General features: G+C 73.3%; 16 protein-coding genes. 10 read left to right on the forward strand and 6 right to left on the reverse strand.

What is annotated here, in order from left to right; genetic code table 11:
* Positions 1-50 precede the first annotated feature (50 nt).
* Positions 51-482 (forward strand): tetratricopeptide repeat protein, encoded by a 432-nt coding sequence (locus OHS81_RS28010; RefSeq protein WP_328387669.1) that lies wholly within the window; start codon positions 51-53, stop codon positions 480-482.
* A gap of 81 nt (positions 483-563) precedes the next feature.
* On the opposite strand, the gene OHS81_RS28015 is transcribed toward OHS81_RS28010, so the two are convergent.
* Together OHS81_RS28015 and OHS81_RS28020 are read right to left on the reverse strand one after the other, a co-directional pair.
* Complete coding sequence (locus tag OHS81_RS28015) at positions 564-878, reverse strand: DUF6343 family protein (RefSeq protein ID WP_328387671.1); 315 nt, start codon at positions 876-878, stop codon at positions 564-566.
* Positions 879-924: 46 nt separating this feature from the next.
* Positions 925-2,514 (reverse strand): UvrD-helicase domain-containing protein, encoded by a 1,590-nt coding sequence (locus OHS81_RS28020; RefSeq protein ID WP_328387673.1) that lies wholly within the window; start codon positions 2,512-2,514, stop codon positions 925-927.
* A 571-nt stretch (positions 2,515-3,085) separates the two neighbouring features.
* On the opposite strand from OHS81_RS28020, the gene OHS81_RS28025 reads away from it, so the two are divergent.
* The 3 genes from OHS81_RS28025 to OHS81_RS28035 are packed head-to-tail and all read left to right on the forward strand — an operon-like array spanning position 3,086 to position 9,515.
* A complete protein-coding gene (locus OHS81_RS28025) occupies positions 3,086-6,046 on the forward strand; it encodes a DEAD/DEAH box helicase (RefSeq protein ID WP_443058779.1) in 2,961 nt (986 codons plus the stop codon).
* A complete protein-coding gene (locus OHS81_RS28030; protein WP_328387676.1) occupies positions 6,043-7,569 on the forward strand; it encodes an SWIM zinc finger family protein in 1,527 nt (508 codons plus the stop codon). Before OHS81_RS28025 ends, OHS81_RS28030 begins: the two co-directional genes overlap by 4 nt.
* Positions 7,566-9,515: a helicase-associated domain-containing protein gene (locus OHS81_RS28035; RefSeq protein ID WP_328387678.1), complete on the forward strand. Its 1,950-nt coding sequence runs from the start codon at positions 7,566-7,568 to the stop codon at positions 9,513-9,515. Before OHS81_RS28030 ends, OHS81_RS28035 begins: the two co-directional genes overlap by 4 nt.
* A gap of 68 nt (positions 9,516-9,583) precedes the next feature.
* Here the strand turns inward: OHS81_RS28035 and OHS81_RS28040 are convergent, their stop codons facing one another.
* The gene (locus tag OHS81_RS28040) at positions 9,584-11,218 is read right to left on the reverse strand and encodes an FAD-dependent oxidoreductase (RefSeq protein ID WP_328387680.1); all 1,635 of its coding nucleotides are present in this window, start codon (positions 11,216-11,218) and stop codon (positions 9,584-9,586) included.
* A gap of 726 nt (positions 11,219-11,944) precedes the next feature.
* Between OHS81_RS28040 and OHS81_RS28045 the strand changes: the two genes are divergently transcribed.
* The 4 genes from OHS81_RS28045 to OHS81_RS28060 all read left to right on the forward strand — a co-directional run bounded on the left by OHS81_RS28045 (position 11,945) and on the right by OHS81_RS28060 (position 15,285).
* Positions 11,945-12,889 (forward strand): quinone oxidoreductase family protein, encoded by a 945-nt coding sequence (locus OHS81_RS28045; RefSeq protein WP_328387682.1) that lies wholly within the window; start codon positions 11,945-11,947, stop codon positions 12,887-12,889.
* Between the two features lie 153 nt (positions 12,890-13,042).
* The gene (locus OHS81_RS28050; protein ID WP_328387684.1) at positions 13,043-13,972 is read left to right on the forward strand and encodes an IclR family transcriptional regulator domain-containing protein; all 930 of its coding nucleotides are present in this window, start codon (positions 13,043-13,045) and stop codon (positions 13,970-13,972) included.
* Between the two features lie 54 nt (positions 13,973-14,026).
* Positions 14,027-14,665 carry a uridine kinase gene (locus OHS81_RS28055; RefSeq protein ID WP_328387686.1) on the forward strand — a complete coding sequence of 213 codons (639 nt, stop codon included), beginning with the start codon at positions 14,027-14,029 and terminating at the stop codon, positions 14,663-14,665.
* Positions 14,666-14,823: 158 nt separating this feature from the next.
* Complete coding sequence (locus OHS81_RS28060; protein WP_088797150.1) at positions 14,824-15,285, forward strand: type II toxin-antitoxin system PemK/MazF family toxin; 462 nt, start codon at positions 14,824-14,826, stop codon at positions 15,283-15,285.
* Between the two features lie 87 nt (positions 15,286-15,372).
* Here the strand turns inward: OHS81_RS28060 and OHS81_RS28065 are convergent, their stop codons facing one another.
* The 3 genes from OHS81_RS28065 to OHS81_RS28075 all read right to left on the reverse strand — a co-directional run bounded on the left by OHS81_RS28065 (position 15,373) and on the right by OHS81_RS28075 (position 17,538).
* Positions 15,373-15,915: a DUF1697 domain-containing protein gene (locus OHS81_RS28065; protein WP_328387689.1), complete on the reverse strand. Its 543-nt coding sequence runs from the start codon at positions 15,913-15,915 to the stop codon at positions 15,373-15,375.
* A gap of 51 nt (positions 15,916-15,966) precedes the next feature.
* Positions 15,967-16,566, reverse strand: coding sequence for a methylated-DNA--[protein]-cysteine S-methyltransferase (locus OHS81_RS28070; RefSeq protein ID WP_328387691.1), 600 nt, complete (start codon positions 16,564-16,566; stop codon positions 15,967-15,969).
* Positions 16,567-16,653: 87 nt separating this feature from the next.
* Positions 16,654-17,538 (reverse strand): glycerophosphodiester phosphodiesterase, encoded by an 885-nt coding sequence (locus OHS81_RS28075; RefSeq protein WP_328387693.1) that lies wholly within the window; start codon positions 17,536-17,538, stop codon positions 16,654-16,656.
* Between the two features lie 710 nt (positions 17,539-18,248).
* On the opposite strand from OHS81_RS28075, the gene uvrB reads away from it, so the two are divergent.
* Together uvrB and OHS81_RS28085 are read left to right on the forward strand one after the other, a co-directional pair.
* Positions 18,249-20,399 (forward strand): excinuclease ABC subunit UvrB, encoded by a 2,151-nt coding sequence (gene uvrB, locus OHS81_RS28080; RefSeq protein WP_328387695.1) that lies wholly within the window; start codon positions 18,249-18,251, stop codon positions 20,397-20,399.
* Between the two features lie 292 nt (positions 20,400-20,691).
* Positions 20,692-21,270 carry a TerD family protein gene (locus OHS81_RS28085; protein WP_328387697.1) on the forward strand — a complete coding sequence of 193 codons (579 nt, stop codon included), beginning with the start codon at positions 20,692-20,694 and terminating at the stop codon, positions 21,268-21,270.
* Positions 21,271-21,330: the final 60 nt, after the last annotated feature.

The following is a 21,330-nucleotide window of genomic DNA, read 5'->3' on the forward strand; positions in this document are numbered from 1 at the left end:
GTACGGTCCGTGGACGGTGCATGCGCCGACGGCGACGGAGAGGAGCAGCCGTGCCCGAGAGCAGCCCCGAGACGCATGTCATCGACTTCCGCGCGGCGGAGCAGCTGTTGGCGGCCCGCGACCCGCGCGGGGCGATCCGGCTGCTGGACTCGGTCATCACCGCGCACCCCGAGAACACCGCGGCCCGACTGCTGCGCGCCCGTGCCTTCTTCCTCGCCGCTCAACTGCGGCCCGCGGAACTCGAGTTCCAGATCGTGCTGGAACGCGAGCCGGACAACGCCTTCGCACACTTCGCGCTCGGCCGCACCCTGGAGCGTGCCGACCGCGCCGAGGAGGCGCTGCGCCACTTCCGGCTGGCAGCAGCGCTCGAACCGCGCCCGGAGTTCATCGAAGCCGCCCGCTTCCCACCGAGTACGGCCAACGGCGACGGTGGGGGCAATGGCGACCATGATCGGGGACACCCGGACGCCGGTCCGAAGTAGCCGCGCCGCCCGAGCCGATCGCGGCCGGCACGGCGCCCCGCCTTCGTCGTCAGCGTTACCTTGCGGCCCGCGCCGCGGTGCCTACGGTCTCCTGTCCCGTCTCCTGCCGGGGCCGTTCCGTATGCCGTATGCGTCGTTGCGCCCTCGGTCGGGGGCGTACGGCGGTATGTCCTTTCCCGGCTGGTAGTGCGGTCCCTGGTGGATGTGGCGGATCACCACGGCCAGGTCGGTGGCCGCCACCATGGCCAGCGCGGCACAGGCCGCCGCCCACTCCGGTCGCCCGGTATCGACGAAGGCCACGGTTCCGGCGATTGCCCACAGCAACCCCCACAGCGCCAGTCCGCAGCGGATTTTCAGCGGGCTACGTGCCTGAAGGGGCTCATTTCCCGTACGCATCGGCACCCATCTCCTACCTCCAGGATCCTCCCGATCGCCCGGCCAGTCACCTGTCTCCGGCACTTATTTCCCTGCTGTGCGCCGCTCTGTCCGCTCCTTCCGCCGGCTGTTCCGTGGGCTTTTCTCCGGTGGTGCACGGGTCGGGGAACGGGGCAGGGGGCGGGTCGCCGGCGGGGTGGCTGTTGATCCAGGACAGTCCGCCGATGTCGAGGAGTGAGCGGGCGCGGGTCACGGCAACGTAGGCCAGGCGCGCCTCGTCGGGGTCGACCGGGCCGGGCAGCGGGGTCCCGTCCTCGCCGGGCTCGTCGAGGTCGTCGGGCCCCGTGAAATCGTCCGCGATGCGCACGCTTGCCCACTCCCGGCCCTTGGCCCGGTGCGCCGTGGACACCGTCACCTCGGCGGAGCCCTCGGGTGAGAGCTGATCCAGGGCGTGGAGCAGTGCCTCCGTGCCGTGCGCGTCGACGAGCTCCGCCAAGGGGAGCAGGTCCCGCCCGGCCGGGTCGGACTCCGCGTACTCGCGCAGTTCGGCCCAGGTCTCGAAAAGCATCAGCTCGGGGTGGCCGGTGCGGCGGCCGGCCTCGAGATCGTATGCGGCGCGGGCGAGAGCGCTGAGTGCGTGGCCGCCGCCGGCGAGGGCGACCCGGCGGCCCGCCTCCAGCTGCCCTATGACCTCCGCCATCGCTCCCACATTTGTCCGGCACAGGATCGCCTCCGGCAAGGGGACCCTGCGTAACTCCGTCTCCCGGCAGGGCGAACCGGTGAGCCGGATCGGGGCGCCGGCGATGGTCAGCCAGCGATTGGCCTCGGCCGCAAGAGCCGGCCCGAAGCGGAACGACCGGGAGAGGCTGAGCTGTCTGCCGTCGAACCCGGTCATGACGTCGCGGGCGCCGCGCCAGCCGTAGATGGCCTGGGCCGAGTCTCCGACCAGCACCAGTTGTGCGTGGTCGCGCTGGGCCGTGAAGACCTGCTCGACCACGGGGCTGGTGTCCTGCGCCTCGTCCAGGAGCAGGAAATCCACCGGGATGACGGGCTCGCGCAGCGCCCACATCTTGAGGTAGTGGTCGTGCTCGAAGCGGACGACGCCCTGGTCCGGATGCTGCAGGTCCGCCCAGGCCTTGCGCGCGTAGGGCAGGACGAGAGCGGCGAGCTGTGCGTGCAGCGGCGCGGATTCGGCTCCGCGCGGGGGCGGGACGTGATGGGGCGCGATCTCCTGGTCGGCCGACTGGCAGAAGCGGGTGACGGTGCGCAGGACCGTGTAGGAGAGCGCCTTGTGGGTCACCTTGCGTGCGCCGATGGGGACGGTCATGCCCTCGTCGATGCCCAGGGCGGCGCCCGTGCGCCATCCTGCTCGCCGAGGGGCGTTCATACGTGCCTGGTAGCGATTGCCCACGGCGGTGTAGGCGAGGGAGTGGGCGGTTCCGCAGGACACTTCGGCGGGGAATGTCCGCGCGGCATGGCGCGCGACCGCTCTGTTGAAGGCGATGTACCGGCCTGCTCGGCCCTGCCGCCGCGCGGTGCGGGCGAGCATCGCGAGGGTGGTCGTCTTGCCGGTGCCGGCGCCGGCCTGGATCACCAGGTGTGCGCCGGTCGGGAAGGCCTCCGCCGCTGCGGATTGTTCGGGCGTGGGGATGTGCATGCCGTGCTCCTCATCGACGCTGGGTGATTACTGAGAGTGACGACGTTCCTCACCGTAGCGGATTTCGGGCCGAGGGCGAGAGGGATTGCTGTGGCCTGTGGATAACCTCCGGGCCCGCGCGCGGAAGGCCTGGTCGGGACGCATTGTCAGTGCTGTCTGCTTCCATCGGTCGGGAAGGGCCGGGACCGCGGCGGAGCGGGGCGAGGAGGCAGGGTCCGCTCTCGTTCGGCTCCTGCGACGTGCCGCGTGGAGTGCGCGCGGACGAGAGGTGCCGGTGTGGTCATGGTGCGCGGCGGGGGCTTCGGTGCCCGGCGCTCCGAGGGAGGGGTGAACGCTGGGGAGGGAAGCGGAAGACGTGGTGCGTGCGACCGTAGACTCGCAGGTCGGGGGCGCTGGATCAGGCCGGTCGCGGCAGGTTCTGCGGGCGCTGCGGCCGGGGTGGAACGACCACGCGGTGAGCGATCGAGCAGTGCACGACCACGCCGTGAACGATCGAGCCGTGCACGACCGCGCAGCAGACGATCAAGCGGTGCACGACCACGCAAGGAACGACCGAGCAGTAAGGAATGGGATGACCGGGCGGCGGGAGGCGGCAGGGGAGGCCCGGCCGTTGCACGGCCCGCCCACGACCGGATCCGGGGGCATGGGAGAGAGCGGGGAACCCGGCGCTGCGTCTCGCTGCGCCGCGGTCTTCCTGCCCGCTGTGCCCGGCCGGCCACCGCGCGCCGGGAAGATTGCTCTGTGGCGGCCCGATGGCGGCCCCCTCCCGGACGTCGGAACCGGGGAGGACGGCGGGGCCGCGCCGGGCGGCGGGACCGTGCCGGGCGGCGACGCGACCGCCGGGCCGGGGCAGCTGACAATCGTCCGACGCCATGGGAACGGCGCCCGTAGCCGCACGGTCCCTGCCGTGTTGCTTCCCCTGGCCGAGGCCGTCCCCCTGCTGGTCCGTGCCCGGCACGACCCGGCCGCCCACCCGGCCGCCGCCTGCTGGGGCGCGGCCACCCTGCATGCGCTGCATCTCGCCGCCCGCGGCAGGCTGCTCCCCGGGCTGACCGCCGAGGACACCGACGCCTGGCGCGCCGGGCCGCTGGACCCCGACGACATCGCACATCTCCGGGCCATCGCCGCCGCCATGCCCGGCGAGGCCCACGCCGTGCCGATCGCCGGCAGCCGCCCGCTCCAGGTGTACGACCCGGCGGCCCTGGTACGGCTCTACGTGGACGCGGTCGCCGATGCGCTGCCGCGTACCCCTGCCGCCGCACTGGTCGCCGGCGCCCCGTTCGCCGCGACCGCGCCCCAGCACCTTCCCGGCGCCCGGGACTGGGCCGCCGAGGTCGCGGCCGGCGTCGACGCGGGGGTACGCCTCTCCCTGCGCCTCGATCTCGCCCCGCACAAGCTCTTCGACCGGAGGGAGGAGAGCGGGGCGGACGGAGCCGAACAGCGCAGTGCGGCGGCCGCCGTCCTCCAGGTGCACAGCCTCACTGACCCCACCCTGGTGACGGACGCCCGCGAACTGTGGGACGGCGAGGAGCCCGCACCTTTCGGGCCGCGCTCCCGTGTCGACACCCTGCTCGCCCTGCGGCGCGCCGCCCGCATCTGGCCCCCGCTCACCCGCCTCCTGGAGCAGCCCGTTCCCGACGTACTGGCGCTCAGCGAGGACGAGTTGTACGCGCTGCTGGGGGAAGCCGCACCCCGCCTGGGCGCCGCGGGAGTGGCCGTCCACTGGCCCAGGGAACTGGCCCGCGGCCTGACCGCGACGGCGGTGCTGCGCCCGGCACCGGGCTCCGCCGCGGACGGCTTCGGCTTCTTCGACACCCGTGAACTCCTGCAGTTCCGCTGGCAGGTGGCGATGGACGGGGTGCCGCTGAGCGAGGCGGAGATGGACGCCCTCGCCGAGGCACATCGCCCCGTCGTCCGGCTGCGCGACCAGTGGGTCCTGGTCGACCCCGGTCTCGTCCGCAAGGCCCGCAAGCGCGAACTGGGCTACCTGGACCCGGCCGAGGCCCTTGCCACGACACTCGACGGCACCGCCGAGGTGGACGGCGAGGAAGTCGACGTGGTGCCCGAGGGCGCCCTCGCCGCGCTGCGCGGCCGTCTCACCGCCGAGGCGGGGCCGCTGCCCCAGCCGCCGGGACTGCGGGCCACCCTCCGCGACTACCAACTACGGGGCATGGCCTGGCTCGACACCATGACCTCCCTCGGTCTCGGCGGCTGCCTCGCCGACGACATGGGACTGGGCAAGACCCTCACCGTCATCGCGCTCCATCTGCACCGCCGGCCCGCCGCACCGGTCCTCGTCGTCTGCCCGGCCTCCCTGCTCGGCAACTGGCAGCGCGAGATCGAACGCTTCGCCCCCGGTGTCCCCGTACGCCGCTTCCACGGCACCGGCCGCAGCCTCGACGGCCTGGCGGGCGGCTTCGTGCTGACGACGTACGGGACGATGCGCAGCAGCGCCCCCCAGCTGGCCGGACACCCATGGGCCTGGATCGTCGCCGATGAGGCCCAGCATGTGAAGAATCCGCGCTCCTCGACGGCCAAGGCGCTGCGCAGCATCAAGGCCCCCGCCCGGATCGCCCTCACCGGCACGCCCGTGGAGAACAACCTCTCCGAGCTGTGGGCTCTCCTCGACTGGACGACCCCCGGGCTCCTCGGCTCCCTCAAGACGTTCCGTGCGCTGCACGCCCGGGAGGTCGAGGGGGGCGAGGACGCGCGGGCGGCCGAGCGGCTGGCCAGGCTGGTGCGCCCGTTCGTCCTGCGCCGTAAGAAGTCCGATCCGGGCATCGTCCCGGAGCTGCCGCCCAAGACCGAGACGGACCACCCGGTGGCGCTGGGGCGCGAACAGGCCGCGCTGTACCGGGCCGTCGTCCGCGAGACCCTTTCCCGGATCGAGACGGCCGAGGGCATCGCCCGCCGCGGTCTGGTCATGAAGCTGCTCACCGCCCTCAAACAGATCTGCAACCACCCCGCGCAGTACCTCAAGGAGGCCGCGCCCGGTCTCGCCGCCCGCTCCGGGAAGCTCGAACTCCTCGACGAACTCCTGGACACCATCCTCGCCGAGGACGGCGCCACCCTGGTCTTCACCCAGTACGTGGGCATGGCGCGGCTGCTCGAACGCCATCTGACCCACCGGGGCATCCCGGTACAGCTCCTGCACGGCGGCACCCCCGTCGCCGAACGGGAGAAGATGGTCGACCGCTTCCAGTCGGGCCACGCCCCGGTCTTCCTGCTGTCCCTGAAGGCGGCGGGCACCGGCCTGAATCTGACCCGTGCGGGACACGTGATCCACTACGACCGCTGGTGGAATCCGGCGGTGGAGGAGCAGGCCACGGACCGGGCGTACCGTATCGGCCAGACCCGGCCCGTCCAGGTCCACCGGCTGATCGCCGAGGGCACGGTCGAGGACAACATCGCCCAACTCCTCAGCGCCAAAAGGGCACTCGCCGACGCCGTGCTCTCCGGTGGCGAGAGTGCGCTCACCGAACTGTCCGATGCCGAACTGGCCGACCTCGTCTCCCTCAGGAGGCCCGGATGACTCCCCGCCCCGCCTCCGGGCGCGCCGCCGCCGCGGACCGGCTGGCCCGCGCGGACCGCTCGCGCACCTTCCCGCCCCTGCCGGCCCGGACCGGAGCCCGCGGGCTGTTCGCCGAATCCTGGTGGGGCAGCGCCTGGCTGGACGCGCTGGAGACCACGGCCCTCGACAGCGCCCGGCTCGCCCGCGGCCGGACCTACGCCCGCGACGGCCATGTCGACACCATCAACGTCACCCCGGGCCGCATCGTCGCCACCGTACGCGGCAGCAGGCCCCGCCCCTACAGCGCGGAAATCCGCCTCAACACCCTCACCGACCAGGAGTGGGACGGACTCCTGGACGCCGTCGCCGCGGAGCCCGGACAGCTCACCGCCCTGCTGGCCAAGAAGCTGCCCCAAGCCCTGGCCGAGGGCGAGGTGCGGCTCCTCCCGGGGCCGGGCGACCTCGTCCCCCGGTGCTCCTGCCCCGACCACGGCAGGCCCTGCAAACACGCCGCCGCGCTCTGCTTCCAGGCCGCCCGCCTCCTGGACGTCGACCCGTTCGTCCTGCTGCTGATGCGCGGCCGCGGCGAACGCGAACTCCTCGACGCGCTCTCCCGCCGCAACGCCGCCCTCACCGCCCGCGAGGCCCGCGCCCACCGGCCCGTCACCGCCCAGCCGCCCCCGCACCGCCCCGCGCCCGAAGGCGGAATCCCCCACACCGTCACCGCACCGAGCGCCGCGACGGCCGCCGGCGCGGACCCGGGGGAGTCCGCGGAAGCGGCCGGGCCGCAGGCTCTCCCCGGTGTCCTCGCCAGGGCGGCGCTCGCCGACCGCCCCCGTCCGCCGCTCCCTCCACCGCTGCCGGCCCCACCCCGCCCCGGCCACCCGCCGGCCCTGCCGGACGCCGACCACCTCCCCTTCGACCCCGCGGCCCTCGAATTCCTGGCAGCCGACGCCGTGGCCCGTGCCCACGCCTGCGTCTCCGCCGCCGGATCCGCGCGGCCCGAGGACGGGCGGCGCCCCGGGGACGGGCGGCGCCCCGGGGACGGGCGGCGCCCCGGGGACGGGCGGCACCCCGGCGACGGGCGGCCGCCCGTCCGCAGCCCCTTCCCGGCGCTGCCCGTATGGGAGGACGCCGTCCGCCTGGCGGCCACCGCCCATCCCACCGCCGGCCTGACCTCCGCCACCCGGGCCCTCTACCGCGACCTCGCCGCGGCAACCGGCCGGACGACCACGGACGTGGCCCGCTCCGTCGCCGCCTGGCGGCAGGGCGGCCGCGAAGGCCTCGCCCTCCTCGAAGCCGCCTGGAACCCGCCGGCCGGTGACTTCGACCGGGCCCGCAGTGCCCTCCTCGCCGCGGACCTCCCGGCCCTGCGCCCGCGCCACAACCACCTCACCGACGCGGAGCGCGGCATCCAGCTCCGATTCGGCCACGACCACCGCTGGTATCCGTACGAATCCGAGCCCGGCGCCGAGGACTGGTGGCCCACCGGCCCCGCGGACCCCGACCCCGTGGGCGCCCTCACCACGCTGCTCGCGCGATGACTAACCTCGACGCCGTGGAAGGTCTCGATGCTGTCACCCGATCCCTCGCCCGGCGCACCCCCGAGCAGCTCGCCGCGCTCCTCACCCGGCACGCCGAACCGCTCGCCCGCCGGCCCGCCCCCACCGAACTGCGCGGCCTGGCCCAGGCGTTGTGGTCCTACGAAACCCTCCACCACCTGGTGCTGCATCTCGACCACCCCCGGCTCCAGGTGCTCGCCGCCACCGCCCGCATCAGCCAGGAGCGGGCCGGGCGTGACGCCCCCGGCCCCGCCGCCCCGGCCCCGGGCGCCGACTACCAGTCCCTGATGGCGCACCGGCTGTCCTTCGCGCATCTGGCCACCGAACCCGTCCCGCCCGAGGACGTCTACGCCGCCCTCGGGGCCGCCTCACCCGGCCCCGCGCGCACCGCCGCCGAATCCGCACTGCGCCACCTCTGCGACGACGGACTCGCCGCGCCGGCCGAGGACGGCACGATCGTCGTGCCGCCGCGCGCCCCACAGCTCCTGGCCGCCCACGACCTCGGCCCGTTCCTCGCACACGCCCCGCAGCCCGCTCCGGACAACACCGCCGCCCCCGGAGCGCCCGCCGCCACCGTCCCCCCGACCTCGCCGCACGACGAATCCCGGGCCGCCGCGGCGACCCTCGCCGCCACCGCCGACCGGCTGCTGGCCGCCCTGGCGACGCAGCCCGCCGCGCTGCGCAAGTCGGGCGGGCTGGCCGTACGGGAGATCAAACGGCTGGCCAAGGCGGCCGGCGCCACCGAACCGCACACCCGCCTCCTCCTCGACCTCGCGCTGGCAGCCGACCTGATCGCGCTGACCCGCAGCCCGTCCGGCATCACCGCACTGCCCACCGGCGCCTACGACGACTGGCTCACCCGCCCGCCCGGCGCCCGCCTCGCCCCGCTCCTGGCCGCCTGGTCGGGACTGTGGGACATCCCCACCCACACCCCGGCCGGCGAGACCCCGACCGCACTGGTCCGTGGCCACGACCGGCACGCCCCCGCCCTCCGGCACGCGCTCCTCGCCGCCCTGGCCGCCGTCCCCCTCGACGGGGGCACCCCTCTTCCGCCGTTGCCGTTCACGGAGCCCGCACGGCAGGAGACCGGCACCCGTACCCCGTGGGAGGACCTGCTCGGGGCCGCGGACTGGCATCGCCCCCTCGCCGTCACCCGCCAGCCGATGGCCGGGGAACGCGCCGCCCACACCCTCCACGAGGCCGCCTGTCTGGGGCTGGTCGCCCACGGCACCCTCACCCCCCTCGGCCGAGGGCTGCTCGCCGACCCGCGCTCCCTCGACGAGCCGCTGGGCGATCTGCTCCCGCCACCCCTCGAACAGGCCCACTTCCAGGCCGACCTGACCGCCGTCGTGCCTGGCCGTCCCACCGCCGCGCTCCAGGCACTGCTGACCGCAGCGGCCGACCGGGAATCCGAAGGCCACGCCGTGACCTGGCGCTTCACCCCCCGCTCCGTACGCCGCGCGCTGGACGCCGGCCACCGCGCCGAAACCCTCCTCGACGACCTCGCCCGCGCCTCGGCGACCGGCACCCTGCCGCAACCGCTCGGCTACCTCGTCCGGGACGCCGCCCGCTCCCACGGCCGGATGCGTGTTGTGCCCGCCGCCTGCTGCATCCGCTCCGACGACGAGGCCCTGGTCGAAGAGCTGGCCGCGCACCGCGCCCTGCGTGACCTCGGGCTGCGGGTCATCGCCCCGACCGTCCTGGTCAGCAGCCGGCCGCCGGCCGCCACCCTGGACGCGCTGCGCGCCGCGGGCTATGCGCCGGCCCTGGAATCCGACACCGGCACCACGACCGTCGAACGCCTCCCGGCCCACCGGACGAAGGCCCCCGCCCCTCCCCGCAATGCCCACGCACCGCTCGCCCTCGCCCACCGCCTCCTGGGGCTGCCGGCACCCTCACCGGAGGCCACCACGACCGGTGCCAGGTGACCCGTTGCGGGGGCGGCGCGGAGGTCTGTCCCGGCACCAGGCGGCGCGCCGGATACGTGGTGGCGGCCTCAGCCGTCCGCCGGTTTCCGCCGGCCGGCCCCGCCGATACGGCGCAGGGCGGTCGGCCCGAAGCCGAGGCGCGGGAGGCGTCTGGGGGTGGGCTGTGAGCCGTGGGGCCGGGGCGGTGCCGCGGGCTGCCCCGGAGCGGGCGGCGCGGCGGAGAGCGTGGCCGCGGGCGTCGCCGCGAGGGCGGCGGCACCGGCCGCCGCCGGGGGAAGCGGGGCGGCGGACGACGCGGGGCCGGCCGTCGCCGGCCGCGGGGGCGGGAGCGCCCGCGGTGCGACCGGCCCGCCCGCCGCGCCACTTGCCGCCGGGCCGGTCCGTGCCGCGTTCCGGAGCAGACCGAGTACGGCGAAGGGGCGCAGGACCGGGGCCGTCGGAGCGAAGGGCGTGACGACATCGAGGTAGGCACGGCTGACGGCGGGCCGGCCGGCGGCGGGGGAGGGGAGCACCGTGCCGGTGGCCAGGGACCACGGTGCCCGGGCGAGGCGTCCGAGGCTCCGCTGCACCTTCCGGGCGAGCGCCGGCTCGTCGATCCCGTGCCGCCGCAGTGCCCCGCGCAGCACGGCGGCACCATGGGCGGCGAGGGCCAGGCCCTGACCGCAGTCGGGGGCGAGCGAGACCACGGCACCGCCGAGGGCGATGAATCCCGTAGGCCAGGACGGCAGTTGTTCATAGCGCCGCCGCCGGCTGGTGGTGTCCCGGGACAGCCGCACCTCGCTCAGCGGCTCGGCGTCCGCGATGAGGTCGCCGATGTCCCCATTGCCCGTGCGGCGCGCGAACGGCACGAACCGGCCCGCGTGTTCGGAGGGCCGGTCGTCCCCGGTGCCGGTGAGCGTGACCAGCCAGCGCCCGCCCTCGATGGGGACCAGTGTCGCGGTCTTGCCGGGAACCGGGCGCCGCGGCGCGACAGCACCGGGAGCCGGGGCGATGAACGCCGAACGGGTGGTGAGCACCGGACAGTTCTCCATGCCGTCGGGGGCACGGAAGATACGGGTCGCCGAGACGATGTCGCAGTCCGCGAGGTCTTCGCGTGCGGTGGGCAGCCCCAGCGCGGCCAGCCGGTCCCGGGTGGTGGAGTGCCGGCCGGTGGCATCGACGACGAGGTCGGCATCCAGAAGGTACGCGGCGCCGGTGGTGGTGTCCCGGACGCGCACGCCGGTGATGTGTTCCGCGGTGCCGGTGAGCCCGGCCGCTTCGGTGCCGTCGAGGACGCTCACCCCCGGGAGGGCCGCCGCCTGTTGGCGGATGACCCGGTCGAGCAGATCGCGGGAGCAGGCGATCAGATGCTCCGGACGTGCCCGCCGGACCGACCGGCCCGCCGGGCGCCGGTCCGCGGACTCCGCCGGGTTCGGCATCCTGCGGGCGCCCTCGGACAGGCAGCGTTCGAGGCTGCCGGGCAGCAGGGCGTCGACCACCCGCGCGCCGTCCGCCGTCAGCAGATGGGCGTGCCGGGCCCGCGGAAGGTCCGTGGGCAGGGCGGGGGTCCGGGGCAGCCGGTCGCGCTCGACGACGATGACGTCGGCGTGTTCGGACAGTGCTGCGGCGGCGAGCATGCCCGTGAAGCTGCCGCCGAGCACCACGGCGAGGTAGGGGTGGTGGAACTGGAGCCCGTTGCTGCTCGTCGTGCTCGGTCCGTTCATGAGCAGTCCCTTTCTCGGCGGCGGAGCACGGATCCCCGGCGGGTGCGGGTCACGTCCAGAAAGGGCGGTGCCGCATAGGGCCGGGAACGCCGGCGCGCGGCGGCGATGACGGCGTCGGTGACGGCGGTGAACGAAGCCGTCAACGAGAACGGCAGGGACGCGGATGCGGTCCGCAGTATGCGCAGAAGTGCCGGTGGAACCGGTTGCGCTCGTTGTGGGTCCCGGCAGGCCGACGCGAACGCCGGCCTGCCGCCCCCCGATTTCCCCATCATGATTCCCCCTCAGGCCGTGCCCGCATCGCCCCGCGCACCGTCACGTCCCCCTTCGCCACCCGCCCGTATCACCGGGTGGGGCGGGCGAGCACAACTGCCTCGTGGAATGCGCTCTGCCCGGGGGACGCAGCCGTCACATCCGGTCAACGGCGGACACCCTTCCGGATCGTAGGCGGCGCCGATCACATCCGACAGCCGGGTGTGAGAGAGGGACGCGTGGTGGCCACCCCGGAGATACCGATGGGTAGATCTGCAGCAAAACGGTGCAATGGGCGGAAACCTCTGTGGCGCTTTCTCGCGACGCGAGAAAGACGGGCCGGAATATCTCGTGAGGGGAGGAACGGCGGCACACGAAGTCGCGCAGGGTTGGCGGGAAATGATCGGGTACCGGCGGACAGATGGCCGGCCTGCCTACCCTGTGCGGGCACCGCACTGGAGAACCCGAGGGAGAGTCGTGCGCGCGATTGTGATGCGAGAATTCGGCGGCCCGGACGTGCTGCGGCTCGAAGACGTTCCCGAGCCCGAGGCCCGCGCCGGCCACTCGTTGGTCGAGGTGTCCCTGGCCGGCATCAACTACGCGGATGTGCACGTACGCGGGGACTCCTACCTCGCACCCGTCGAGCTGCCGTACGTACCCGGGAACGAGGTCGTGGGGACGGTGGACGGCGGCCGGCGCGTCGTCGGGCTGTGCCGCGGCGGCGGATACGCGGAGCGGACGCTGCTGCACCGCCGCGTGACCTGGGACATCCCCGACGCCATCGGCGATGAACAGGCCGTTGCGCTGGCGCTGCAGGGCAACAGCGCCTGGCATCTGCTGTTCACCTCGCTGCGCCTCACCGAGGGCGAGACCGTCGTCGTACCGGCCGCGGCGGGTGGCGTCGGTTCGCTGGCCGTCCAGCTCGCCGCGCACGCCGGAGCCAGGGTCATCGGCCTCGCGGGCTCCCCGGAAAAGCGCAAACTGGCCCGGGAACTGGGCGCCCACGCGGTGGTCGACTCGACCGCCGAGGACCTGACCGAGCGCATCCTGGACGCGGCCGGCGGGCCGGTCGCGGCGGCGCTGGAGATGACCGGCGGGGTCACCTTCGAGCGGACCCTCGCCGCGGTCGCACCGCGCGGCCGCCTCGCCGTCTACGGGTTCGCCGGCGGCGACCTGGCGAGCGTGCCCACCCGGGAGCTGATGGAGCGGAGCATCAGCGTCTCCGGCTTCTGGCTGCCGCAGCTCTACGCGGACCGCACGGCCCTGCCGACGTCCATGCGGGCGCTGTTCGACGCGGTCGCCGACGGCACCCTCAAGCCGCTCACCGGCACCGCCTACGCACTCGGCGAGGCGGCACGGGCGCACCACGATCTGGCCGCACGCACCCCGACCGGAAAACTGGCCCTCGACGTCACCCGGTAACTCCGGTGACCCGGGGTGCCGGACGGGCACCACGCCTGCGGGAGCGGTCCCCGGGACCGGCCGCCGGGAGGCGCGGCCGACGGGGGCGGCGGCCCGCAGCGCACCTGCCGTGCGCCTTCGGGCGCCAACCACTGCCAGGGGAGAGAACACACGATGGGCAACAGCACCGCAGCCACGGGAGCGTCGGCCTCGGCCGCCGTGCCCGCCACCGGCACGGCGCCGCGTTCCGTGGGCCACGCCAAGAAGGCGCGCCAGGACGCCAAGGGCACGTCGTCCGCGGGCTCCAGGGCATCGGGATCCGGCCATGCCGAGCGGGTCTTCCTCGTCCAGACGGCCTTCGCCGAACTGGGCGGATCCGCCCACGGCCCGGGTGAGATCGCGGAGTTCACCGGCCTGGACGACTCCGTCGTCTACCGCATCCTGCAGTCCGGCATCTACCAGCGCATCTTCGAGCGGGTGGACCGCGGCCTCTACCGGCTGCGCACCTCGGCGGCCCAGCTGGCCTTCACCGCGCTCGACCACCGGCTCGACGGCGCGGCCTCGCAGACGGTGCTGAGCGAACTGCGGACGGCCACCGACGACGGGCTGGCGTTCCTCTACATGGTGGCGCCCTTCTCCGGCGCGCAACGGCAGTGCGTCGACATGGCCGTGGGCGACTCCGACCTCGCGGAGCTGGGGATGACGCCGCGCGATGTGCTGTCCGTGACGCGTTCGCTGCGCACCGGTGCCTCCGGGCGGACGATCCTCGCCTACCTGCCGGAGGTGCTGCAGCAGCGGGTGCTGGCCGAGCCCGTCCCCGACCAGGCGGGACCCGGTGTCTACCGGGACAACGAGGCGCTGGTGGAGTCCCTGGCCGAGGTGCGCGACCTCGGACACGCCCTCGGGTACGAGGAGTGCATGGCCGGCTGGAACTCCTGTGCGGCGCCGATCATGTGGGACGGCTCCATCATGGGAGCGGTGCTGCTCCTCAAGGTCAAGTCCGTGATGCCGGTGGCCCCCGACGGCGTCATCGAGGCGACGAAGGAGGCGGCGGCCGAACTGAGCCGCCACGGCGCCGCCCGGCCGTCCGCGGACCAGGCCTGAGCCGCGGCGACCGGCGCTCGGCGTCCCGCGCCGGCTGCCGGGCACAATGGCGGGGTGCGGCTCGAAGCGATCACCTGGGAACGGCTCACCGACGCGCTCGCCGAGCGCATCGTCACGATGCCGGCGAAGGACGGGAGCCCCTGGCTGCGGGTGGCCCTCGACGGGGCGCCCGCCGCCGCGCCGGGCGAGCTGGCCGGGCGGCTCGCCGAGGCGCTGCGGGTCCGGGGGCGGGCGGTGCACCAGGCCGGCACCTTCGGCTTTCTGCGCCCCGCCTCGCTGCGGCTGGAATACGGCCGCGAGGATCCCGACGCCTACCACGACGAGTGGTTCGACCGGCAGGCCCTGTGGCGTGAGGTGTTCCAGCCGCTGGACGTGGGCGGCACCGGGCGGGTGCTGCCGGACCTGTGGGACCCCGCGGCGGACCGGGCGACGCGCAGCGCGTACGTGGAGCTGCCACCCGGCGGTGTCCTGCTGCTGCACGGCCCTCTGCTGCTCGGCCACTGGTTCCCCTTCGATCTCTCCGTGCATCTGAAGCTGTCTCCGGCCGCGCTCGCCCGCCGCACTCCGCAGGGCGAGCGCTGGACCCTGCCCGCGTTTGCGCGTTACGAGGCCGAGACCCGGCCCGAGGAGGCGGCGGACGTGGTCGTACGGGCCGACGACCCCCGCCGGCCGGCCTGGAGCGGCCCGCTCTGAACGCCCGGACACGGCCTGCGTCCTCGGCCCCACAGCCGCCCCCTCCCCGTTGGAAGAACCCGTGGAAAAACCGTACGGCCGACCACTGACAATCGAGCCCGGACCGCTGCACGCGGACCGCTGATCACCGTGCCGGCGGCGGCGGTTAGCGTGACTCCGTGACCACTTCATTCAATGCATCCGACGAGTCCGCCGTGCTGCCCGGCAGCCAGGGGCCCACCGCGACGGTGGAGGCCCGTCCGCAGTCCGTCGGCACCGTGACGATGACCTATGCGCCCGACCCCGACGGCGACCCGGACCCCGGCGAGATCGTGTGGACCTGGGTGCCCTACGAGGAGAACGACGGCCGGGGCAAGGACCGCCCCGTGCTGGTCGTCGCCCGCGAGACCGGCGGAACGCTGCTGGCCGTGCAGCTGTCCAGCAAGCGGCACCAGAACGACCGGGAGTGGGTCCCCCTCGGGGCCGGCCCGTGGGACCGCGCGGGGCGGGACTCGTGGGTGGCCGTGGACCGGGTGCTGCGGGTGCACCCGGCCGGGATGCGGCGTGAGGCCTGTGCGCTGGACCGGGGCCGCTTCAACCTGGTCGTCAACCGGCTGCGCGAGCGCTACGGCTGGCGCTGACGGCGGGACTCCGGGGCGCCGGAGCTCGGGTGTGCCGAAGCTCCGGGGCGCCGGACTCCGGCGTTTCGGGACTCAGGGTTCCGGGACTCAGACGTCGGCCAGGGCCAGGAGCTTGGTGACGGTGTTCCAGTTACGGGCCGTCGCCGTCACGCCGAGCCGGGCGCGGCTCACCACCTGGGCGAGCTTGGAGCGGCCGATGCCGCCGGGGCACCACAGATACAGTTCGCGTCCGGTCAGCCGGTACTGATCGGGCGCGAACGCGGCCGCGTCGAGGCCGTCCAGCCGGGAGGTGTCGGCCGGCACCTCCGACAGGAACGTGACATGCAGGCTCTTGGGATCCGCTACCGCCTGGGGAAACGGATTCGCGGCGACGACGGCGGCCAGCTCGTCGCGGGTCCGGACGACGACCGGCACCGTCAGGCCGAGTTCGGCGGTGATCCGGTCGTGGAACACCCGGGCCGTTTCCTGCGGTGAGGTACCGGGGTCGGCGAAGACGATATTGCCGGTCTGCAGGAGCACCGAGACCTCGCGGAAGCCCAGGGACTCGGCGAGCTCCAGCTGCTTCGCCTTGGGGAAGGAGTTGTGGCCGCCGACATTGATGCCGCGGAGCAGAGCGATCTGACGGGACATGGGCTGCCCTTCGTAGGAGCCGGCCTCGGCGAGGACGGACGACGGTCACGATCAGAAGAGCGGAGCGGGCAGCACCCCTTCGAGGGCCAGCAGCAGACGCTTGGTCTCCAGACCTCCGCCGAAGCCGCCGATGCCGCCGTCGCTGGCGACGACACGATGGCAGGGGACGACGACCGGAAGCGGATTGGCGCCCATCGCTGCGCCCACCGCACGGGCGGCACCCGGTTCCCCGACCCGGTCGGCGAGGTCCTGATAGCCGACGACGCCGCCATAGGGGACCCCGGCGGCCAGGGCCTGCAGGACCCGGGCGGAGAAGCCGGCGGACAGCGACCAGTCCAGCGGGACGGTGAAGGACTGCAGCTCTCCGGCGAAATAGGCGGTGAGCTCGGCCGTGGCCGTCGCCAGATGAGGGAGCGCGGCCGTCGGCGCCCCGCCGAAGAACTGCTCCAGCCGGGTCAGCTCCCGGCGGGCCGTCTGCCCGTCGGCGTGGAAGACGACGCGGACCAGGCCCTCCCGGGTCGCGGCGAGCAGCAGCGGGCCGATCGGGGTTTCCAGCCGCGTCCAGGCCCAGTCGCGCCGGGCCGCCGCCCCAGCCTCCGGTGCGGCGTGAGGCGGCTCCTGCGGACGCGCGGCCTGCTCGGAATTCGTCACCTGATCAGGGTAGGACGCACCACTGACAACGCCGCGGGGAACGGACCGGCTGCCGGCAGCTGAGCCCGTTCCCCGGCCGGCTCCGGCTCAGTCGTCGTCGCCCCCCACCGCGCCGCGCACCACGTCGGGCTTGTTGGTGATGATGCCGTCGACGCCCAGACCGGCGACCTTGACCGCGGTTGCCGCGTCGTCGACGGTCCAGGTGTACAGGTCCAGCGGCCGGCGGTGCGGGCCCTTCAGGCCGTGCACGGCGGCGACGTACTCCGGGGTGACCGCCGTGTGGACGGGGTTGATCTGATCGCAGTACCTCGCGAACTTCGGGAGGTCGGCGACGGACGGGTTGCCGAGAAAGCCCGTCTTGATGTCCGGCCGCAGGCGGTGCACGGTCTTGAGGGCGTCGGCATTGAAGCTCTGGATGATCAGACGGCCCTTGACGTGCCCCTTGTCCAGCCAGCCCGCCCGGCGCAGCTCGGCGAGGGTCTGCCGCTCGATGCCGGGGTAGAGCTCCGGCGATTTCAGCTCCATCAGCAGACTCTGGTCGTTGTGCTCGACCTCGTCCATGTAGTCCTCGAGGGTCGGCACCCGCTCCCCGCGGAACTTCCGTCCGAACCAGCTGCCCGCGTCCAGCTTCTCGATCTCGTGGAGCGTGAAGTCCGATACGTTCCACGGGGAGCGGCCGGGAAAGACCTGCTCGACGTTGGTCGTCCGGGCGAGCGAGTTGTCATGGAGGATGACCAGCTCGCCGTCCTTGGTGCGCTGGACGTCGTTCTCGACCCACTCGAAGCCCAGCCGGTCGGCCGCGTCGATCGAGGCGAGGGTGTTCTCGGGCGCGTACGTCGAGGCGCCGCGGTGAGCGATCGTCACCGGAGGGCGTCCGTCCGGTGCGGCCTGGGCGACGGTTGTGGAGAGGGCGAGCGCGGACAGACCCATGAGCGCACCGGCGGCAACGGTGGCGACGGGGCGAATACGCATACGGACTCCTCGTGGCGTCGTGGACGTGAGCTGACGTGAAGTGACGTGAACCGGGTCGGACGGGCAGAGGCTCGCAGCTGTGCCGTAGCGGGAGGCGGTCGTGTGGTGGCCGGGCGCTGAACGGGGAGTGGCCGGTTTTCCGTTGCGGAGCGACACGCAGTTGCAGGATGCCCGGATGGGCCGTGCCACAGACGTACGCCCCGACGCCGTCCAACTTGCCGGAGCCTCGGCATCCGCGCATCTTGACCGATGATGCGTCACCCGTCGTGCGCCTGAACGGTTTTGGTCGAACACCTTGCGGGGCAGCCGGCCGCGCCGGCTCCGTGCGTGGGCGCGTCGTGCTCACGGTGCCCGGGCACCGAACCCGGGCACCGAACCCGGACCTGGCCCCGGTCGCGGAGGGAAGCAGGGCCGCCTTCCCTCGTGTCCCGGGTGCCCCACGTGTTCCGCACGTCTCCTGCGCGCGAGGGGCGCGGCCGGCCTGCGGTGTCCCACGCTCCGGTGTGTCCCGCCGTCCTACCGGCTCGCCGTCCCGCTGTCCCGCCGGCCCGTCGGCCCGCCGCTCCGTGCCGCCCGTCGGTCCCGGCCCGCCCCGCCGCTCGTCGTACACCGCCTGACGTCCGGCAAGCGGCCCCCGTCACAACCCCCGAAACCGCAGGTCAGAGCGTTGGTCACATCGATTGTCAGTGCCGAGTCGTACGGTGGGTGGCATGCGGCCCGTATCAAACATCGAACGCACGGTGGCGCCCTTCGAGGTCGTCAGCCCCTACCAGCCCAACGGCGACCAGCCCGCGGCCATCGCCGAACTCGACCGGCGTATCCGCGGGGGTGAAAAGGACGTCGTCCTGCTCGGTGCGACCGGCACCGGCAAGTCGGCGACCACCGCGTGGATGATCGAGAAGCTGCAGCGCCCGACGCTCGTCATGGCGCCCAACAAGACCCTCGCGGCCCAGCTCGCCAACGAATTCCGCGAGCTGCTGCCGAACAACGCCGTCGAGTACTTCGTCTCCTACTACGACTACTACCAGCCCGAGGCGTACGTCCCGCAGTCCGATACGTACATCGAGAAGGACTCCTCCATCAACGAGGAGGTCGAACGGCTGCGTCACTCCGCGACGAATTCGCTGCTCACCCGGCGTGATGTCGTCGTGGTCGCCTCGGTGTCCTGCATCTACGGCCTGGGTACGCCGCAGGAGTACGTCGACCGGATGGTGCCGCTGAAGGTCGGCGACGAATTCGACCGCGACGCGCTGCTGCGCCGCTTCGTCGACATCCAGTACACCCGCAACGACGTGGCCTTCACCCGTGGCACCTTCCGGGTGCGCGGCGACACCATCGAGATCTTCCCGGTGTACGAAGAGCTGGCCGTGCGGATCGAGATGTTCGGCGACGAGGTCGAGGCGCTGTCCACCCTCCATCCGCTCACCGGTGAGGTCATCAGCGAGGACCGGGAGCTGTACGTCTTCCCGGCCAGCCACTACATCGCGGGCCCGGAGCGCATGGAGCGGGCCATCGCCGGGATCGAGGCCGAGCTGGCGGACAGCCTCGCCACGATGGAGAAGCAGGGCAAGCACCTGGAGGCCCAGCGGCTGCGGATGCGCACCACCTACGACATCGAGATGATGCGTCAGATCGGTTCCTGTTCGGGCATCGAGAACTACTCGATGCACATGGACGGCCGCGAGCCCGGCTCCGCGCCCAACACCCTCCTCGACTACTTCCCCGACGACTTCCTGCTGGTCATCGACGAGTCGCATGTCACGGTCCCGCAGATCGGTGCCATGTACGAGGGCGATGCCTCGCGCAAGCGCACCCTCGTCGAGCACGGTTTCCGGCTGCCGTCCGCCATGGACAACCGGCCGCTGAAGTGGGAAGAGTTCCTGGGGCGCATCGGCCAGACCGTCTACCTGTCCGCGACCCCCGGGAAGTACGAGCTCTCCCGCGGCGACGGCTTCGTGGAGCAGATCATCCGCCCGACCGGTCTGGTCGACCCGGAAGTGGTGGTCAAGCCCACCGACGGACAGATCGACGACCTGGTGCACGAGATCCGTACGCGCACGGAGAAGGACGAGCGCATCCTGGTCACCACCCTCACCAAGAAGATGGCCGAGGACCTCACGGACTACTTCCTCGAGCTCGGTATCCAGGTCCGCTATCTGCACAGCGACGTGGACACCCTGCGCCGGGTGGAGCTGCTGCGGGAGCTGCGATCGGGTGAGTACGACGTCCTGGTGGGCATCAACCTGCTGCGGGAGGGCCTTGACCTGCCCGAGGTCTCCCTGGTGGCCATTCTGGACGCCGACAAGGAGGGCTTCCTGCGGTCCGGTTCGGCGCTCATCCAGACCATCGGACGTGCGGCGCGCAATGTCTCCGGACAGGTGCACATGTACGCCGACAAGGTCACCCCGGCGATGGAGAAGGCCATCGACGAGACCAACCGCCGCCGGGAGAAGCAGCTGGCGTACAACAAGGAGAACGGCATCGACCCGCAGCCGCTCCGCAAGAAGATCGGCGACATCGTCGCCACCCTCGCCCGCGAGGAGATCGACACCCAGGAGCTGCTGGGCACGGGGTACCGCAAGGGCGCCGAGACCAAGGAGACCCAGGGCAAGGCGCCGGTCCCGGCGCTCGGCGGGAAGGCCGGGAAGGCCGGGAAGGCCGCGAAGGGCAAGGGCGGCAAGGCAGGTGCGGATCTGACGGACCGTCCCGCCGCCGAACTGGCCGCGCTCATCGAGGAGATGACGGAGCGGATGCGGGCCGCCGCGGCGGAGCTGCAGTTCGAGGTCGCCGCCAGGCTGCGCGACGAGGTGGGCGAACTGAAGAAGGAACTGCGGCAAATGAGGGAGGCCGGGGTGAAGTAAGGGGGAACGGCACGAGCGGAGCGGCACAAGCGGCACGGGCGGAGCGGCATGAGCTGCAGCGGCATGAGCTGAGGGGGAGTACGGGGGCGGTGCGGGACCGCCCGCAGGGTCGGCCGCCGCGCCCGCCCCGGTCCGGCATCGCCGCACGTGAACGGGGGTCGGCCGGCGGTGCCCGGTGTGTTGCAGAAGCGCCACAAAACGCGGGTCCGGCGCGCCCCGGTCCCGTCGTCGTGCGTAGGGTCGAAGGGGCCGCCGGAAAGCTGGGCGGGGACAGTACAGAGAGGGGACGGGCGTGTCGGTCAATTTGTCCAAGGGGCAGGGCATCAGCCTGCAGAAGTCCGACGGCGGAAGCCTGACCGCGGTGCGGATGGGGCTGGGGTGGCGCTCGGCGCCGCGCCGTGGCCTGTTCGGCCGGCGGACCAGCGAGATCGACCTCGACGCCTCGGCGGTGCTCTTCGCCGACAAGAAGCCGATAGACGTCGTCTTCTTCCAGCACCTGGTCAGCGACGACGGCGCGGTCCGGCACACCGGTGACAACCTGGTCGGCGGCGCGGGCCAGGGCGGCGACGACGAGGCGATCCTGGTCGACCTGGCGCGGGTGCCGGTGCACATCGACCAGATCGTGTTCACCGTCAACTCCTTCACCGGCCAGACGTTCGCCGAGGTGCAGGACGCCTTCTGCCGCCTGGTGGACGAGACCACGGGCCAGGAGCTGGCCCGGTACACCCTCACGGGCGGCGGCAACTACACCGCACAGGTCATGTCCAAGGTGCACCGCGTCGGCAACGGCTGGCAGATGACCGCCATCGGTGAGCCCTCCGTCGGCCGCACGTTCCAGGACCTCGTGCCGGCGATCCTGCCGCACCTGTAGCCACCACCGTCCGGCCGTCACCGTCGCGGCGGCGCGCACCGGGCCGCGCCGTCGAACCCC

Origin of the sequence: Streptomyces sp. NBC_00400 (assembly GCF_036048035.1) — a bacterium.
In the GTDB taxonomy this organism is placed as follows: Bacteria; Actinomycetota; Actinomycetes; order Streptomycetales; family Streptomycetaceae; genus Streptomyces.

Excerpts from the sequence above, each read along its gene's own strand:
- OHS81_RS28015 (WP_328387671.1), bottom strand. The coding sequence starts at position 878 with ATGCGTACGGGAAATGAGCCCCTTCAGGCACGTAGCCCGCTGAAAATC.
- OHS81_RS28035 (WP_328387678.1), top strand. The coding sequence starts at position 7,566 with ATGACTAACCTCGACGCCGTGGAAGGTCTCGATGCTGTCACCCGATCC.
- OHS81_RS28075 (WP_328387693.1), bottom strand. The coding sequence starts at position 17,538 with ATGCGTATTCGCCCCGTCGCCACCGTTGCCGCCGGTGCGCTCATGGGT.
- OHS81_RS28020 (WP_328387673.1), bottom strand. The coding sequence starts at position 2,514 with ATGCACATCCCCACGCCCGAACAATCCGCAGCGGCGGAGGCCTTCCCG.
- OHS81_RS28025 (WP_443058779.1), top strand. The coding sequence starts at position 3,086 with ATGACCGGGCGGCGGGAGGCGGCAGGGGAGGCCCGGCCGTTGCACGGC.
- OHS81_RS28065 (WP_328387689.1), bottom strand. The coding sequence starts at position 15,915 with ATGTCCCGTCAGATCGCTCTGCTCCGCGGCATCAATGTCGGCGGCCAC.
- uvrB (WP_328387695.1), top strand. The coding sequence starts at position 18,249 with ATGCGGCCCGTATCAAACATCGAACGCACGGTGGCGCCCTTCGAGGTC.
- OHS81_RS28040 (WP_328387680.1), bottom strand. The coding sequence starts at position 11,218 with ATGAACGGACCGAGCACGACGAGCAGCAACGGGCTCCAGTTCCACCAC.
- OHS81_RS28030 (WP_328387676.1), top strand. The coding sequence starts at position 6,043 with ATGACTCCCCGCCCCGCCTCCGGGCGCGCCGCCGCCGCGGACCGGCTG.
- OHS81_RS28050 (WP_328387684.1), top strand. The coding sequence starts at position 13,043 with ATGGGCAACAGCACCGCAGCCACGGGAGCGTCGGCCTCGGCCGCCGTG.